This window comes from Tritonibacter multivorans (assembly GCF_001458415.1).
Taxonomy (GTDB): domain Bacteria; phylum Pseudomonadota; class Alphaproteobacteria; order Rhodobacterales; family Rhodobacteraceae; genus Epibacterium; species Epibacterium multivorans.
In genome coordinates, this window is sequence record NZ_CYSD01000039.1 from 138,372 (window position 1) to 153,778 (window position 15,407).

General features: G+C 59.5%; 11 protein-coding genes. 7 read left to right on the forward strand and 4 right to left on the reverse strand.

Annotated elements, in window-relative coordinates; genetic code table 11:
• Positions 1–167: 167 nt before the first annotated feature.
• The 5 genes from TRM7557_RS14110 to TRM7557_RS14130 all read left to right on the forward strand — a co-directional run bounded on the left by TRM7557_RS14110 (position 168) and on the right by TRM7557_RS14130 (position 7,101).
• Positions 168–2,291, forward strand: a complete 2,124-nt coding sequence (locus TRM7557_RS14110; protein ID WP_058291056.1) for a malate synthase G — start codon at positions 168–170, stop codon at positions 2,289–2,291.
• 78 nt (positions 2,292–2,369) lie between these two features.
• Entirely contained in the window at positions 2,370–2,795 is a 426-nt protein-coding gene (locus TRM7557_RS14115) for a GlcG/HbpS family heme-binding protein (protein ID WP_058290869.1), read from the forward strand.
• 140 nt (positions 2,796–2,935) lie between these two features.
• Entirely contained in the window at positions 2,936–3,724 is a 789-nt protein-coding gene (locus TRM7557_RS14120) for a gamma-glutamyl-gamma-aminobutyrate hydrolase family protein (RefSeq protein ID WP_058290870.1), read from the forward strand.
• A 357-nt stretch (positions 3,725–4,081) separates the two neighbouring features.
• Complete coding sequence (locus tag TRM7557_RS14125) at positions 4,082–5,653, forward strand: Re/Si-specific NAD(P)(+) transhydrogenase subunit alpha (protein ID WP_058290871.1); 1,572 nt, start codon at positions 4,082–4,084, stop codon at positions 5,651–5,653.
• 14 nt (positions 5,654–5,667) lie between these two features.
• Positions 5,668–7,101 (forward strand): NAD(P)(+) transhydrogenase (Re/Si-specific) subunit beta, encoded by a 1,434-nt coding sequence (locus tag TRM7557_RS14130; protein ID WP_058290872.1) that lies wholly within the window; start codon positions 5,668–5,670, stop codon positions 7,099–7,101.
• Positions 7,102–7,153: 52 nt separating this feature from the next.
• On the opposite strand, the gene TRM7557_RS14135 is transcribed toward TRM7557_RS14130, so the two are convergent.
• On the reverse strand, positions 7,154–7,651 hold the full coding sequence (locus tag TRM7557_RS14135) for an HPP family protein (protein ID WP_058290873.1): 498 nt from the start codon (positions 7,649–7,651) through the stop codon (positions 7,154–7,156).
• A gap of 334 nt (positions 7,652–7,985) precedes the next feature.
• On the opposite strand from TRM7557_RS14135, the gene TRM7557_RS14140 reads away from it, so the two are divergent.
• Positions 7,986–9,272 (forward strand): DUF3422 family protein, encoded by a 1,287-nt coding sequence (locus TRM7557_RS14140; protein WP_058290874.1) that lies wholly within the window; start codon positions 7,986–7,988, stop codon positions 9,270–9,272.
• 114 nt (positions 9,273–9,386) lie between these two features.
• Here TRM7557_RS14140 and TRM7557_RS14145 read toward each other — a convergent pair whose 3' ends face one another.
• The 3 genes from TRM7557_RS14145 to TRM7557_RS14155 all read right to left on the reverse strand — a co-directional run bounded on the left by TRM7557_RS14145 (position 9,387) and on the right by TRM7557_RS14155 (position 13,235).
• Positions 9,387–10,379: an ABC transporter permease gene (locus tag TRM7557_RS14145; RefSeq protein ID WP_058290875.1), complete on the reverse strand. Its 993-nt coding sequence runs from the start codon at positions 10,377–10,379 to the stop codon at positions 9,387–9,389.
• A complete protein-coding gene (locus tag TRM7557_RS14150) occupies positions 10,372–11,379 on the reverse strand; it encodes an ABC transporter permease (protein ID WP_058290876.1) in 1,008 nt (335 codons plus the stop codon). Before TRM7557_RS14150 ends, TRM7557_RS14145 begins: the two co-directional genes overlap by 8 nt.
• A 158-nt stretch (positions 11,380–11,537) precedes the next feature.
• Entirely contained in the window at positions 11,538–13,235 is a 1,698-nt protein-coding gene (locus TRM7557_RS14155; RefSeq protein WP_058290877.1) for a peptide ABC transporter substrate-binding protein, read from the reverse strand.
• 353 nt (positions 13,236–13,588) lie between these two features.
• Between TRM7557_RS14155 and TRM7557_RS14165 the strand changes: the two genes are divergently transcribed.
• Positions 13,589–15,406 carry an ABC transporter ATP-binding protein gene (locus TRM7557_RS14165; protein WP_058290879.1) on the forward strand — a complete coding sequence of 606 codons (1,818 nt, stop codon included), beginning with the start codon at positions 13,589–13,591 and terminating at the stop codon, positions 15,404–15,406.
• Position 15,407: the final 1 nt, after the last annotated feature.

A 15,407-nucleotide genomic window follows, 5' to 3' on the forward strand; every position in this document is an offset into this window, starting at 1 on the left:
GGGCGCACCCCGAGGTGCGGCAAGGGAAAGCGCAGCTGACCTGTGTAATCTCTGGGATAATTTGAAACAGCTGTGCGGAAATTGGTAATATCATTTGACCGCCCTTGTTGCCGATAGGAAACTTTTCGGTTATGTGGGAAACCGAATTGGACTTACAGGAGGCAAAGATGCGTGATCTTCACGGGATGAAAGTGGCAGCCGAACTGGCGGATTTTGTCGAAAGCAAAGCATTGCCGGGCACGGGTGTCACCGCAGATGCCTTCTGGGCGGGGCTTTCAGGCCTTGTGAATGGCATGGGCGATGAGAACCGCCGCCTCCTGGCCAAACGCGCTGACATTCAGGGCCAGATCGACGCTTGGCATGTGGCCCGCAAAGGTCAGGACTGGGATGCGAGCGCCTATCAGGCCTTCCTGCGCGAGATCGGCTATATCCAGCCCGAGGGCGCGGATTTTGAAATCGACACCGCCAATGTCGATGCCGAGATCGCACATGTCCCCGGCCCACAGCTGGTGGTGCCGATCACCAACGCCCGCTTTGCCCTGAACGCCGCCAATGCCCGCTGGGGCAGCCTCTATGATGCGCTCTATGGCACCGATGCGATGGGCGACCTGCCGACAGGCAAGGGCTATGACGAGGCGCGCGGCGACCGGGTAATTGCCTGGGGCCGCACGTTCCTGGATGACACCTTCCCGTTGGCCGAAGGCTCTTGGGAAGATGTGGTGGAACTGGCGGTCGAGGGCGGTGTCCTGCGCCCCGCGCTGAAAGACGCCGCGCAATTCGCGGGCCACGCCGGCCCCGCTGCCGCGCCGAACCGCGTTCTGCTGAAAAACAACGGCCTGCATGTGATTGTAGAGATCGACCCGAACGGTCAGATCGGCTCGACCGACAAAGCGGGCATCAACGACATCACCATGGAATCTGCGCTCTCCACCATTATGGATTGCGAAGATTCTGTTGCCTGTGTCGATGCCGAAGACAAAGTTGTCGCCTATTCCAACTGGCTGGGCCTGATGAAGCGCGACCTGGCGGAAGAGGTCACCAAAGGTGGCAAGACTTTCACTCGCGTGCTGAATGACGATGTGTCCTATGTGACCCCGGCGGGCGAGGCCGCGACCCTGAAAGGGCGTTCGCTGCTGCTGGTGCGCAATGTGGGTCACCTGATGACCAACCCCGCCGTCCTGGACGCAGAGGGCCGCGAAGCGGGCGAGGGCTTCCTTGATGCGATGATCACCGTGCTGATCGCCATGCATGACTTGGCTGCCGACGGCGGCAACTCGCTCCATGGTTCTGTCTATGTGGTGAAGCCGAAAATGCACGGCCCCGAAGAGGTCGCCTTTGCCGTCAAGATCTTCGACCATGTCGAAGACGCGCTGGGCCTGCCGCGTAATACGGTAAAGCTCGGCATTATGGACGAAGAGCGCCGCACCTCGGTGAACCTGCGCGAATGTATCCGTGCGGCGAAATCCCGTGTGGCCTTTATCAACACCGGCTTCCTGGATCGCACCGGCGACGAGATCCACACCTCGATGGAAGCGGGCGCGATGCTGCCCAAGGGGGTGATGAAATCCACCCCGTGGATTGCCTCTTACGAGGACCGCAATGTGGACATCGGTCTGGCCTGTGGCCTGAAGGGGCGCGCGCAGATCGGCAAAGGCATGTGGGCCATCCCCGACCGTATGGGCGAAATGCTGGATGCGAAAATCGGCCACCCGAAATCCGGCGCCACCTGTGCCTGGGTTCCGTCGCCCACCGCCGCGACCCTGCATGCCACACACTACCATTCGGTAGACGTGCACGCGGTTCAGGACGGTCTGAAAGCAGGCGGCGCTCGTGGCACGCTGGATGATCTGCTGACCGTGCCGGTCATGCAGGGCGAAAACCTGAAGCCCGAGGACATCACCCGCGAGGTCGAAAACAACGCACAGGGCATCCTTGGCTATGTGGTGCGCTGGGTCGATCAGGGCGTGGGCTGCTCCAAGGTGCCGGACATCAATGATGTGGGCCTGATGGAGGACCGCGCCACCTGCCGGATCTCGTCTCAGGCGCTGGCCAACTGGCTGCACCACGGCGTCGTCAGCGAAGAGGCCGTGATGGCCGCGATGCAGAAAATGGCCGCCGTGGTCGACGGACAAAACGCTTCTGACCCGACTTACACCGCGATGGCACCGGGCTTTGATGGGGTCGCGTTCCAGGCCGCCTGTGATCTTGTTTTCAAAGGTCGCATCCAGCCGTCGGGCTACACAGAGCCGGTTCTGCACGCTCGTCGCCTTGAACTAAAGGCACAAAACTAACGTCATATTGGCCGGGGTTATGCCCCGGCCTTTTCTTTTTTCAACAAAATCCTCGAAAATTGAAGGGAGGGGTTCCTCATGTCACTCACTCTGGATCAGGCCCGCACCATGATCGCTGCCACCCGCGCCAAAGGGCGCGAAATGGGGCTGAAGCCGCTGTCGGTTGTTGTGCTCGACGCCGGCGGTCATGTGCTCGCATTCGAACGCGAAGATGGTGCCAGCCCGGGGCGCTTTGGCATTGCCCAGGGCAAGGCCTACGGCGCCGTGATGCTGGGCATGTCCGGCTCTGCGCAGATGGCGCGCGCCGAACAGCAGGCCTATTTCATGGCGGCTGTGAACGGTGTCTATGGCGGTCAGGTTGTGCCGGTTCCCGGAGGCATCCTGCTGCGGGACGCGGCTGGTGCAGTGATCGGTGCCATGGGTGTCACCGGCGATACTTCGGACAATGACGCCGAAGCTGGCAAAGCAGGCGCTGAGGCCGCGGGCATTGCGGCAGACATCTGAACTGCTTAAAAACCAAGCAACGCAGGCGCGCATTTAATGTGCGCCTGCGCACAGGCGCCTGCGCCAGCCTTGGGAATTGCGCGCTTGGCCTTCTGTCTCCTAGTCTTTTCAGGACCCTGAACAACAGACGGAGACCAGACGTGCGGCCCAAAGTCGGTATTATCGGCAATTCCTACCTCGTGAATGATGAATACCCTGCACATGCCGGCGGGACGATGAATTCGGAAGCCATTGCTGAGGTCTCGGGGTGTATGCCGCTGCTGATCCCGTCTGATCCGCGCTTTGTCACTGTCGATGAACTGCTCGAGAGCTTTGATGGTTTCCTGCTGACGGGCGGGCGTCCGAATGTGCACCCGAATGAGTACGGCGAGGCCGCGACCGAGGCGCATGGCGCCTTTGACCGGGCCCGCGACGCCATCACTCTGCCACTGATCCGCGCCTGCGTAGAGCGGGGGCAGCCGTTCTTTGGCATCTGTCGGGGCTTTCAAGAGGTCAACGTGGCCATGGGCGGTTCGCTCTATCCGGAAATCCGCGATCTGCCGGGCCGGATGAACCACCGCATGCCCCCCGATGGCACGCTGGAGGAGAAATTCGCCCTGCGCCATGTGGTGACCTTGGAAGAGGGCGGCTGTTTCCAAAAGCTTCTGGGCGGGACCGAAGTGATGACCAATACGCTGCATGGGCAGGGCATCAAGCAACCGGGCCAGCGTATTGTCGTCGAAGGGCATGCACCAGATGGCACCCCCGAGGCGATCTATGTCAAAGACGCGCCCGGTTTTACCTTGTCAGTCCAGTGGCACCCGGAATACCAAGCCGGGCTGGATCCTGTGTCGCGCCCTCTGTTCGAAGCCTTTGGTACCGCCGTTCGCGAATGGGCTACGGCTCATGGCACGCTTCGGGCGACCCCTCCGGCAAAACGTTCTGCTTAAACGATAGTTTCTGCGCTGCGGCAGGACGGAAATTCTATCCTGTCGCCACGCGCGGACCAAATGCGCTGCTATCGCAATGATGGCGAAAACATCGTCTTTATTGTCGCATTTGGCCTGAAAATCGGCCTCTCCCCCTTCCTTTTCGGCCCATAGTCTGGTGCAACTTGCAATGTGGGCCATCTGTGGAAGGGCGGGCATGTTGGCGAAGTTTCGAGACCTTGCGTCACTTTGCCCGGTCAGCAGCCGCTGCGACGCAGCGACATCCTTGCGCAGGAAAATTGCGCTTCGTAGGCTCATTTTTTACAGAACATGCGCAACCGCAGACGGGCGAGGGCGCAAGAAGGGGGACCAAAGCAGGTGAAACTAGGGACACCAAAAGAGATTTTTGAGGGCGAAGCCCGGGTCGCAATGACACCCGACAGCGCCCGCCAGCTGCAGAAGCTGGGCTATGAGTGTTTGATTGAAACCGGGGCAGGAACGCAGGCCGGTTTCTCGGATGCGGCTTATGAAGACGCGGGCGTCACGGTGGTGAAAACTGCCGCTGCCTTGTGGAAAGAAGCCGATATTATCGCCAAGGTGCGCCAGCCGGAGACCACCGAGCTGAAGCGCCTGAACAAAGACAAAACGCTGATTTCCTTCTTCAATCCCGGTGGGAACGAAGAAGGCATGGAGCTCGCCAAATCCAAGGGTGCAACTGTTGTCGCTATGGAGATGGTGCCGCGTATTTCCCGCGCGCAGAAAATGGATGCGCTGTCGTCCATGGCCAATATCGCGGGCTACCGTGCGGTCATTGAAGCGGGTAACAATTTTGGCCGCTTCTTCACCGGCCAGATTACCGCTGCGGGTAAGGTTCCACCGGCCAAAGTGCTGGTGGTTGGTGCTGGTGTGGCGGGTCTTGCCGCCATTGGCACCGCCACATCCTTGGGTGCGGTAACCTATGCCTTTGACGTGCGTCCCGAAGTGGCCGAACAGGTCGAAAGCATGGGCGCGGAGTTCGTCTATCTGGACTTTGAAGAAGAGCAGCAAGATGGCGCGGCCACCGGCGGCTATGCCTCTGTCTCCAGCCCCGAGTTCCGCGAAGCGCAGCTCGCCAAGTTCCGTGAACTGGCGCCCGAGATCGACATCGTCATCACCACCGCGCTGATCCCCAACCGCGAAGCGCCCAAGCTGTGGCTCGCGGATATGATCGCGGCGATGAAGCCGGGGTCTGTGATCGTTGACCTTGCAGCGGAAAAAGGCGGCAACGCCGAAGGCACCGTGGCGGATGAAAAAGTTGTGACCGACAATGGCGTGACCATCATCGGCTACACCGATTTCCCATCCCGTATGGCGTCGCAATCTTCCAGCCTCTATGCGACGAACATCCGTCACATGATGGCGGACCTGACACCGGAAAAAGACGGCGTCGTGAACCACAATATGGAAGATGACGTCATCCGTGGGGCGACTGTCACCCATGAGGGCGAGATTACCTTCCCGCCGCCGCCACCGAAGGTACAGGCCATCGCGGCTAAGCCCAAGGAAGTGGTGCCGGAACTGACGCCCGAAGAAAAGCGTGCGCAGGAAGTGGCTGAATTCAAAGCGCAGACCAAACAGCAGGTGACCCTGCTGGCGGTGGGCGCAGCCGTGATCCTTGGCGTGGGCCTTGTGGCACCCGCCAGCTTCATGCAGCACTTCATCGTGTTTGTTCTGGCGGTGTTTGTGGGTTTCCAAGTGATCTGGAACGTCTCGCATTCGCTGCATACCCCGCTGATGGCGGTCACAAACGCCATCTCCTCGATCATCATTCTGGGCGCGCTGATGCAGATCGGCTCGGGCAGCTTCCTGGTGATCCTTCTGGCTGCGCTTTCGGTCTTTATGGCCGGGATCAATATCTTCGGCGGCTTCCTCGTGACACGGCGCATGCTCGCCATGTTCCAGAAATCCTAAAGGGGTACAGGTAGATGGAATTCGGATTTACCACCGCAGCCTATGTTGTGGCTGCTGTTCTCTTCATCCTGTCGCTGGGCGGCCTGTCCGGTCAGGAAAGCGCGAAGCGCGCAGTCTGGTACGGCATCGTGGGCATGGGTCTCGCGGTGTTCGCAACGCTGGTCGGCCCCGGTTCGGGCTTCTGGCTCTTGTCGTTGCTCCTGATCGCCGCAGGTGGCGCAATCGGCTATATGCTGGCCTCCAAGGTCGAAATGACCCAGATGCCGGAGCTGGTTGCGGGCATGCACGCGCTGGTCGGTCTGGCGGCGGTGTTTGTGGGCTTCAACGCCCATTTCGAACTGGGCCGGGTCCTGCTGATGGACGACAGCGCCAAGAAAGCACTTGAGGGCTTTGCAGCGCTCTTGGCCAAGAAATCCCAGGTCGAGATCAACATCCTGCGGGTTGAAGCCGCCCTTGGCATCTGGATCGGTGCGGTGACCTTCACCGGGTCCGTGATTGCCTATGGCAAGCTGTCGGGCCGTGTGACCTCGGCGGCGACCAAACTGCCCGGCGGCCACATGCTGAACGCTGGTGCGGCGGGCCTCTCGCTGATCTGCCTGATCTGGTACCTCAGCACGGGTGCCTTCTTCCCGCTGTTCATTCTGACCGTGGCGGCGCTGTTCATTGGCTATCATCTGATCATGGGCATCGGCGGCGCAGACATGCCCGTCGTGGTCTCTATGCTCAACAGCTACTCTGGCTGGGCGGCAGCGGCGATCGGCTTCTCGCTGGGCAATGACCTGCTGATCGTTGTGGGCGCGCTGGTGGGCTCTTCAGGGGCGATCCTGTCCTACATCATGTGTAAGGCCATGAACCGGTCCTTCATCAGCGTGATCCTGGGCGGCTTTGGCGGCACCACAGGCCCCGCTATGGAAGTCGAGGGCGAGCAGATCGCAATCGACGCCGATGGCGTGGCAACCGCGCTTGATGAGGCCGACAGCGTCATCATCATCCCCGGCTACGGCATGGCGGTGGCACAGGCGCAGCAGAACGTGGCAGAACTGACCCGTCGTCTGCGCGCCAAAGGCAAAGAGGTCCGCTTTGCGATCCACCCGGTCGCAGGCCGTCTGCCCGGTCACATGAACGTGCTGCTGGCGGAAGCTAAAGTGCCCTATGACATCGTCATGGAGATGGACGAAATCAACGACGACTTCCCCGAAACCGATGTGGCAATCGTCATTGGCTCCAATGACATTGTGAACCCGGCCGCACAGGAAGATCCGAACTCGCCCATTGCAGGCATGCCGGTGTTGGAGTGCTGGAAAGCCAAACAGGTGTTTGTCTCCAAACGGGGGCAGGGCACGGGCTATTCGGGCATTGAGAACCCTCTGTTCTACAAAGAAAACACGCGCATGTTCTATGGTGATGCAAAACAGTCGCTGGACACGCTGCTGACCCTGATCAACTGATCAACCGGTCTGGTGATACAAAGAGGCGCTCCAAATCGGGGCGCCTTTTTTGTTAGACATTTGGGTAGTCACCGCCTTGGCCGCGATGGAACAGGGTGGCCATCCCGACAAGGGCAACGGACCCCGCCAGCACGGGTGTCAGCAGAAACTCAAATCCGGGATCAGCGACAAAGACCACAATCGGATCCGCACCTGCTGGTGGATGGGTCACGCGCAGGAGGCTCATCAGCGAAATCGCCAGTCCCACAGCCAGCCCCACCGCCCACCAGCTGTCCGGAAAAGCGAGCCGCAGGCTCAGCCCCACAGCGGTGGACAGAAGATGCCCGCCGATCACATTTGCGGGTTGCGACAACGGGCTTTGCGGCAGTGCGAACAACAACACACAGGTGGCTCCAAAAGGCGCCATCAGCATCAGTATATCGGCCTGCTGTGTGATCAGCGACAGGGCAGCAATGGCGCTACCACCACCGACACCTGCAAAAAGGGCCGCAAAGAGTTTCGGTTTTGGCTGAGGGCGAACCAGCCAGGAGGCGCGTGGGGCGGCTTTCATTGGGTATCCTTTCGGGGTTGTGAGCCCCGCAGATTTAAGCGCCTTTGCAAGGCTTACAGCCCACAAACCCGTCACGTTCGCGCACAACAATGCGATCAGGACCTTTCCCCTGTGCGTAGATCAACAAAAAACCAGCGCGCTGGAGGATCGCTGGATCCCCAGACCCTGCCACCAAAGACGGTCCGCTTGTTTGGGTGCGATGCAATACGACAGTGGCGCTATCCTATGCGTCGTCTCGGCGGTATACATTCGTATTCTTCTAAGTCATTGTAAAATAACAATTGATTTCGTCAAATCGCGTCTTACGTTGGGGCAGCCTTTGCCGGAGTCCACGATGCAGACGATCCAAGATCACCCGTTGCGCTATCAGCTCTCAAACGAGCTGCACGCGCGCCCATTCCCCACTATCTCAGCGCTGTCGACGGTGATCTACCTTGCGGTGAAACAACCCGAAGAGGCGGTAAACCGCGACCGGGCGCTGGATCTGGCGCATCTGATTGATCTGCTGGATCGCCATGGCGCACCGCATCCGCAGCCCGATGCCACCCATTACACAGCGCAGATCGGTCGCCACTGGCTGAAATGGGAACAGCACACCGAGTTTGTGTCCTACACGCTCCATTGCGAAGGCGTCGCGGACCGTCCCTTTGATCCCGCCGATTTCGAGGTCCTGCCGCAGGACTGGCTGGCTGCGATGCCGGGCCAGCGCGTAACCTCTGCGATGATCCGTATTTTGCCGCGGGGGAACCTGAAACAGATGAAGGCGGATGCCAAATCCTGGTTTGTGCCCGAAAGCACAGTGATGAGCCAGGTTCTGGATGACAGCATCACCATCGGCGGTGACTTCCGGATTGATGCGGCAGGGCATATGCGCTTTGCCATGTTCGTCAGCGACAGCACCGGCCCACAGCGCATTGGCCGCGTGGTGCAGCGCATCTGCGAGATTGAAACCTATCGCGCTATGTCGATGCTGGGCTTTGCCCGCGCACGGCGGCTCAGCTCCAAGATCACCAATCTGGACGGTCATCTCAGCCGAATGATGACACAGATGACCGGGGATGAGGTCGACCCGGACCAGTTGCTGACACAACTGCTGAACATCTCAGCGGAACTCGAAAGCATGGCGGCGCAATCGGCGTTCCGCTTCTCTGCTACAGGGGCTTATGAGGCGCTGGTCAATCAACGCATTGGCCTCCTGCGCGAGGAACGCTGCGCGGGCTATCAGACGCTGGCAGAATTCATGCTGCGCCGGTACGAGCCCGCCATGCGGACGGTGAAATCGACCGAGACGCGGCTCACGGTTCTGGCCGATCGCGCGCGCCGGGCCGGGGAGCTCTTGCGAACCCGCGTCGACGTGCAGCGCAGCGCGCAAAACCAGGCGCTCTTGGAAAGCATGGACCGCCGCGCCGATCTGGCCCTGCGTCTGCAGCACACGGTCGAGGGGCTCTCGGTGGTGGCGATCAGCTACTACGCGGTGTCCCTCGCAGCTTACGCGCTCTACCCGCTTGCCCAACTCATGGACCTCAGCAAAGGCATGCTGACCGCGCTGATCACGCTGCCGGTGGTGGCTTTGGTGTGGCTCAGCGTGCGCCGCCTGAAAAAGACCCTCCACAACAGTTAACCCCCGCAAGTGAGAACCTGCGGGGGCTTCATCTTTTTAAAAATATCCCGGGGGTTTGGGGGCAGCGCCCCCATATTCAGGCGGTTGGTTTGGGGTCAGCGGCCCCCAAGCGGGTCAGCGGCCCCGGATCCGCGGATCAAGCGCATCGCGCAAGCCATCGCCAAGGTAGTTCACCGACAAAACCGTCAGTGAGATCAGGATCCCTGGCCAGACCACCCGCTCCGGGTACAGCACCATCCGATCGACGGAATCATTCAGCAGACGGCCCCAGGTCGGAAAGTCCGGCGGGAAACCAAAGCCCAGAAACGACAGCGACGATTCAGTGATGATCGCGGTGGCGATCCCCAAGGTGGCCGAGACCATGATCGGGGACATCACATTGGGCAGGATATGCCGCGTGATGATGCCACTGGGACGGGTGCCAATTGACCGCGCCGCCAGCACAAACTCGCGCTCTTTGATCGCCAGCACATCCCCGCGCACGATCCGTGCAGTGGGCATCCAGCTGGTGATCCCGATCAGGCAGACGATCAGCACAAAGACCCCGGCCTCTGGCCCAATCGACAGCGCAAGGCTTTCCCGGAACAACACCGCTGCAACCAGGATCATGGGCAGCAAGGGCAGGGCAAGGAACAGGTCGGTCAGGCGCATCAACATCCCGTCAAGGCGTTTGAAGAAACCTGACAGCACCCCAACCAAGGTGCCAAGCAGCAACGCCAGGACCATTGCCGCCATGCCCACGGCCAGCGACACACGGCCGCCAAACATCAGACGTGCCAGCGTGTCGCGGCCCAGGTTGTCTGTACCCAAGGGATAGGCCCAATCCATCTTGGCCGACGGATCGAACAACATATGATAGATCGGCCGCATATCCCGCAGCTTGATGAAATCTCGGCCCGTGGGGACGTATTTCGCATCGTTCCAATAGACCAGCGGGCCAAATACGACCCCGATGACAATCAGCAGGAACAGGATGCCCCCGATCAGCGCGCCGCGGTGTGATTTGAACTGGCTCCAGACCTCGCCCCATTGGCTGCGCGCCGGTTTTTCCGGCTCGGCAGTGATCCCGGTCTTTTGCGGACCTTCGATTTTCACGGCTTCAGTCATAACGGATCCTCGGGTCAAGAATGCCATAGAGCACATCGGCAATCAGGTTGAAGCTCACGATAAGCACCGCAAAGATAAAGGTCAGTGTCTGGACCATGGGCAGGTCGTTGGCCTCGATTGCGCCAATCAGCAACTGGCCAATGCCGTTCACCTTGAACACCTGTTCGGTGATGATCGCGCCACCAAAGATCGATGGGATCCCCAGCGCAATCACGGTCACAACCGGGATCATGGAATTTCGCAGCACATGCACCATCACCACGACGTATTCCCCAAGGCCTTTGGCCCGTGCGGTACGCACATAGTCTTGGTTCAGATTGTCCAGCATGGAGGCCCGCATAAAGCGCGACAGCTGGGCGGTGATCTGCAGGGCCAGCACCATGACCGGCATGATCATCTGGCGCAGCTGCACCACAAAGCTGTCCCAGTCAGTGACCTTATGGGTGGTGTCATAGATCGATGGGAACCAGCCCAGTTGAACCGAGAAGATCACAATCACCAAAACACCGGAAAAGAACGGTGGCACCGAAAAGCCCACCATCGACACAAACGTCCCCAGCTGGTCAAACCAGCTGTATTGCTTGTAAGCCGAATAAATCCCAATCGGCAACGCGATCAGAATGGCCACCACATAGGCCGTTCCCACAACCCACAGGGTCTGGGGCAGGCGCTGGATGACAATATCCATCACCGGAGAGCGGGTCTGCCAGGAAATCACCCGCAGATCGCCTGCGGAGAAAGAGGTGCCAAAAATATGATCGACCAGCACTTGTGGTTCGATCCAGAAGAACTGCACCAGCCATTTCCAGAAGCGGATGTGCAGCGGTTCGCCCAGGCCAAGGGCCAGGCGCATTTTCTCTTTGACCTCAGGGGGAACGGTCAGAGGGACCTGTGCCATTGGATCGCCCGGAGCGAGTTCCAGCAGCAGAAAGATCACCAGGCTGATAAACAGCAGCGTCGGCACTGCCAGGATCAGCCTGCGAATAGTAAAAGTCAGCATCAGCCTTACGCCTTTGCAAGGTGTTAGTTTTTTGAAGGGTTATGCCAAAGCTGTCGCGCGTCAATCCCCAGCGCCCCATCGTTAGAGCGTTTTGGATCCAATCGCAACAAAACAGGCTCCGGCCGAGATGCCCGGAGCCTGCGCTTGAGGGGTTACCCTCAGTTCATGCGGTGCCAGTCAGCAATGTTCCACAGCTCGCTGTCCCAGACGTTCAGGTCGACACCACCCAGGGTGTTGGCCTTGCCGGACAGACGACCACGGTGCACCAGCGGGATCATGCCGCCTTTTTCCATGATGATGGTGTTCAGCTGTTTTGCCAGCTCTACACGCTTGCCCATGTCTGCGGTGGCAGAGAGTTCAGCGTGGATCGCGTCGAACTGTTCATCACAGAAGCGGGAGATGTTTTCGCCCTGCCACTGGGAGGCCGGTGTCGGCGCCTTGTCGCACAGACCGTTGCCCATGTAGGACTGGGGATCGGTGCCGTTGAAGGTGTTGGCATACATTTCAACGTCAGCATAGAACTTCTGGAAGGTGTCCGGGGAGCCCGGGTCGCCACCGAAGAAGACAGAACCAGAGATATTGCGCAGTTCGGTTTCAATGCCGATCTCGCTCCACCACTGCTTGATCAGCGCCTGGAAGTCCTGACGCACCGCGTTGGTCGAGGTCTGGTACAGGATCTTCAGCGGAACGCCGTCTTTTTCGCGCACGCCGTCACCATCGGTGTCAACAATGCCAGCGGCATCCAGCATGGCGTTTGCTCCGGCGATGTCCTGAGTGTCGCAGCCTTCGATCTCAACCGCGTAAACGGCAGGGGCCGGAACCCAGGAACAAGTCACTTTACCCGCTTTGCCATAGCCGATTTCCACCAGCAGCGGACGGTCGATGGCCATGGACATGGCTTTGTAAACCGCCGGGTCAGACAGGAAGGGGTGGGGGCCCACAACAGAGCGCTTATCAGCGTCCAGCAGCGGGTTCGGGTCGGTGTTGTTCAGCATGATGCGTTCGACCAGCGGACCAAAGCCCGCAACCGCGGTGCCTTTGCCAGCCGCTTCCATGGAGGCAATCACGTCGGGCGCCAGCTGCAGGTTCCAGGCGTAGTCGAATTCGCCGGTTTCCAGCACGGAACGGCCCGCAGCGGTCGCGTCGCCGCCACCTTTGAACAGAACGCGGCCAAAGGCAGGCTTCGCGGCGTCACGATAGTTTTCGTTGGCCACAAAGGTGATTACGTCATTGGGTTTGAACTCTTCCACCACAAACGGGCCGGTGCCGATCGGGTTAAAGTTCGCTTCGGTGCATTCAGGCGCGCGCGCGCCCATGCAGTCAGAGAACTGTGCCTTTTGCAGGATCGGGCTTTCGCCACCCACAAACGGGCCATAGGGAAAGGGGGTTGCGCCCTCGAACGTGACCACAACGGTCAGATCGTCGGGGGTTTCAACCGACTTCACACCTTCGAATTTGGTCAGCTGCGCACAGCCGCCTTCGGGGTGGGTGCAATATTCGTAGGTGAATTTGACATCTTCGGAGGTGAAGGCAGAGCCGTCAGACCACAGGATGCCGGGTTTGATTTTCCACGTGATGGTGGTCAGGTCTTCGCTGACGCCACCATTGGCAACGGTGGGGACCTCTTCGGCCAGCCACGGCACCATTTCGCCGGAAGAATTGTAACGGGCCAGCGGTTCGATCACCAGCGACGCGGCTTCGATGTCCTTGGTGCCCCCGGACAGAAAGCTGTTTAGGATGGACGGCGCTTGCCAGTAAATAATGTTGACCTGACCATCAGCACCACGTTCCGCAAAAGCGGCGGGCGCCATGGCTGCAGCCGCAACTGCACCAAGCAAAAGGCTCTTGGTTTTCATGTTTCACTCCTTGTCGGCCATGCGCGTTGGCATGGTTTTCTTTAGTCCTCTCCCCCTTGCCCTTTGGTCGGGCGGGAGCGTTAAATTGGCATCTTCCAATACCCGGGGACGTTGCCCCACCCTTGCCAGCTTTCCCGGTAAAGGGTTGCGCCGGACATGAATGCCCGCGACAAGAGTAATCGAAAACCAACTGGTCAAAAAAAGCAAATTATGTTTGCGAATTGGGCCAAGCTTTATTCGTTCGCGCCTTTTTTTCGGAAGAAGGGTTTTCTGAAAGACAAAATCCGGCTCATAAATGGAGCCATAAAATCCGGGCGAACCCGGAGCAAAACAGGGAAGACACGGGGAATATAATGCTGGATCAACCGATCGCCTCCATACGCGGCCTCAGGGTCGAATTCGAAACCAAAGACGGCCCCGTTGTGGGGGTCGAGGATGTGTCCTTCGACATTAACCCGGGGGAAACCGTCTGCGTTGTGGGCGAATCAGGGTCGGGAAAATCGGTATCCTCTTTGTCGTTGATGCGGCTGGTCGAGTTCGGTGGCGGCACGATCGCAGGCGGCCAATTGTTGTTCGATCGCGACGGATCTCAGCAGGATCTGGCCAAGGGCGATGCCGGTTTGATGCGGCACATTCGCGGCAACGAGATCGGCATGATCTTTCAGGAACCGATGACCGCGCTCAATCCGGTGTTCACGGTGGGCCGCCAGCTGACCGAAGGGCTGCGCCTGCACAAAGGGCTGGACAAGGCGGCGGCTGAGGCGCGCGCAATTGAGCTTCTAAAAGAAGTGCGCATTCCCGAAGCGGAACGGCGCATGAAACAATACCCGCACGAACTTTCCGGCGGCATGCGCCAAAGGGTTGTTATTGCAATGGCAATGGCTTGCGAGCCGCGGCTTCTCATTGCCGACGAGCCGACAACCGCTTTGGATGTGACAATCCAGGCCGAGATCCTTGCCCTGATGGACCGGCTCAAGCGCGAGACCGGCACAGCCGTGATGTTCATCACCCATGACATGGCCGTCGTCGCGCAGATGGCGGACCGGGTGGTGGTCATGTATCGCGGCAATAAGGTTGAAGAAGGCCCGGTGACCGAGATCTTTGCCAACCCGCAGCACGACTACACCAAGGCCCTGCTGGCCGCCGTGCCGCGTCTGGGCGAGATGCGCGGAAAACCCTTCCCGGAGCCGATGAAACTGCTTGGTCAGGAGCAGACCGAAATTCCCCCCATCGCGGGCACCAATGAGGTGCTGCTGAATGTTGAAAACCTTGTCACCCGCTTCCCCGTCAAAGGCGGGTTGCTGCGCCGCACGGTCAGCAATGTGCACGCGGTCGAAGATGTGTCTTTCAAGGTCTTCAAAGGACAAACTCTCTCTCTGGTAGGAGAATCGGGTTGCGGAAAATCAACCTGTGGCCGTTCGATCCTGCGATTGGTCGAACCTTTGTCCGGGAAAGTCGAATTCGAAGGGCGGAATATTCTGGGCCTTAGCCCGGATGCGATGCACAAGCAGCGCCAGGACATGCAGATGATCTTTCAGGATCCCTTTGCCTCGCTCAATCCGCAGATGGTGCTGCAGGATCAGGTGGCAGAGCCGATGAAAAACTATGGTCTGGCGTCTGGATCCGAGGTGATGGACCGGGTTGCAAACCTGTTTGACCGGGTGCAGCTGCCGCGCAGCTTTATGCGCCGATACCCGCATGAAATGTCCGGCGGCCAGCGGCAGAGGATCGCGATTGCCCGCGCACTGGCCCTCAACCCGAAATTGATTGTCGCGGACGAGGCAGTCTCAGCGCTGGATGTGTCGGTGCAGGCGCAGGTGTTGAACCTGATGATGGAGCTGCAGTCTGATCTGGGGCTGTCCTTCCTGTTCATCAGCCACGATATGGCGGTGGTCGAACGGGTCAGTCATCAGGTGGGCGTTATGTATCTGGGGCGTTTGGTCGAAATCGGCCCGCGCGAGCGTGTGTTTGAAAACCCGGCTCATGCCTACACGCAGGCGCTGATGCAGGCGGTGCCGATTGCCGATCCGACCCAGCGGAAAAGCGAGCGAGATCTGAACTTTAAACCGATCCCATCGCCGATCCACCCGCTGAGCTATGAACCCGATCCCTCGGAATACATCGAAGTGGAACCCGGCCATTTTGTGTTGACCACGGACAGCGGATATTAAG

Coding starts and splice junctions, on each gene's coding strand:
- TRM7557_RS14110 (WP_058291056.1), top strand. CDS start 168: ATGCGTGATCTTCACGGGATGAAAGTGGCAGCCGAACTGGCGGATTTT.
- TRM7557_RS14165 (WP_058290879.1), top strand. CDS start 13,589: ATGCTGGATCAACCGATCGCCTCCATACGCGGCCTCAGGGTCGAATTC.
- TRM7557_RS14150 (WP_058290876.1), bottom strand. CDS start 11,379: ATGCTGACTTTTACTATTCGCAGGCTGATCCTGGCAGTGCCGACGCTG.
- TRM7557_RS14155 (WP_058290877.1), bottom strand. CDS start 13,235: ATGAAAACCAAGAGCCTTTTGCTTGGTGCAGTTGCGGCTGCAGCCATG.
- TRM7557_RS14135 (WP_058290873.1), bottom strand. CDS start 7,651: ATGAAAGCCGCCCCACGCGCCTCCTGGCTGGTTCGCCCTCAGCCAAAA.
- TRM7557_RS14115 (WP_058290869.1), top strand. CDS start 2,370: ATGTCACTCACTCTGGATCAGGCCCGCACCATGATCGCTGCCACCCGC.
- TRM7557_RS14140 (WP_058290874.1), top strand. CDS start 7,986: ATGCAGACGATCCAAGATCACCCGTTGCGCTATCAGCTCTCAAACGAG.
- TRM7557_RS14130 (WP_058290872.1), top strand. CDS start 5,668: ATGGAATTCGGATTTACCACCGCAGCCTATGTTGTGGCTGCTGTTCTC.
- TRM7557_RS14145 (WP_058290875.1), bottom strand. CDS start 10,379: ATGACTGAAGCCGTGAAAATCGAAGGTCCGCAAAAGACCGGGATCACT.